The organism is Pseudomonas sp. UBA3153 (genome assembly GCF_002364635.1).
GTDB classification, from domain to species: Bacteria; Pseudomonadota; Gammaproteobacteria; order Pseudomonadales; family Pseudomonadaceae; genus Pseudomonas_O; species Pseudomonas_O kuykendallii.
Genome location: NZ_DEYR01000061.1, coordinates 116,342 through 117,133, shown reverse-complemented (window position 1 = coordinate 117,133; position 792 = coordinate 116,342). Strand labels below are relative to the sequence as shown.

The following is a 792-nucleotide window of genomic DNA, read 5'->3' as shown; positions in this document are numbered from 1 at the left end:
CTGCACCGTGTTCCTCGCCAACGGCCGCGAGTCCGCCGCCCCGGCGCAGCTGATCGCCCTCGCCCCGAACCGCGCCGTGAGCGGCGTGCGCCGTAGCGCCTGAGTAGCCGGGCGCCGGCGGCCTGGCCGGTGCTTCGCGGCGGGTGTCGCATCGTAGTACCCGGTTGCTACCCCCGGGCGGGAGCGGATTTCTACACTGGCGCGGTGTTTTTTCCAGCGAGAGTCAAACCATGGCGTTCACCACCGAAATCCAGGCCGGCGTCTGCGCGACCCCGGATGCAGCCACCCAGGACTACGTGTTCAACCACAGCATGCTGCGGGTCAAGGACCCGGAGCGTTCGCTGGATTTCTACACCCGCGTCATGGGCATGCGCCTGCTGCGCCGGCTGGACTTCCAGGAAGGCCAGTTCTCGCTGTATTTCCTGGCGATGACCAAGGGCGAGACGGTGCCCGAAGAGGTTGGCGAGCGGCAGCGCTACACCTTCGGCCGGCAGAGCGTGCTGGAACTGACCCACAACTGGGGCACCGAGCACGACGATTCTGCCTACCACAACGGCAACAGCGAGCCGCGCGGCTTCGGCCACATCTGCTTCGCGGTGCCCGACATCCGCGCCGCCTGCGCGCGCTTCGAGGAGCTGGGCGTGAACTTCGTCAAGCGCCTGGACACCGGCAAGATGAAGGATGTGGCGTTCATCAGCGACCCGGACAACTACTGGATCGAATTGGTGCAGCCCGACCTCAACACCGAACTCGGCCGCTGATCGAACGCGTCACGGTGCGCATGGCGCACCC

General features: G+C 66.8%; 1 protein-coding gene. It reads left to right on the top strand.

The window, feature by feature from the left end; translation table 11 throughout:
• Window positions 1-230: 230 nt before the first annotated feature.
• The gene (gene gloA, locus B2X67_RS14435) at window positions 231-761 is read left to right on the top strand and encodes a lactoylglutathione lyase (protein ID WP_286785916.1); all 531 of its coding nucleotides are present in this window, start codon (window positions 231-233) and stop codon (window positions 759-761) included.
• Window positions 762-792 lie beyond the last annotated feature (31 nt).

Coding starts and splice junctions, on each gene's coding strand:
- gloA (WP_286785916.1), top strand. CDS start 231: ATGGCGTTCACCACCGAAATCCAGGCCGGCGTCTGCGCGACCCCGGAT.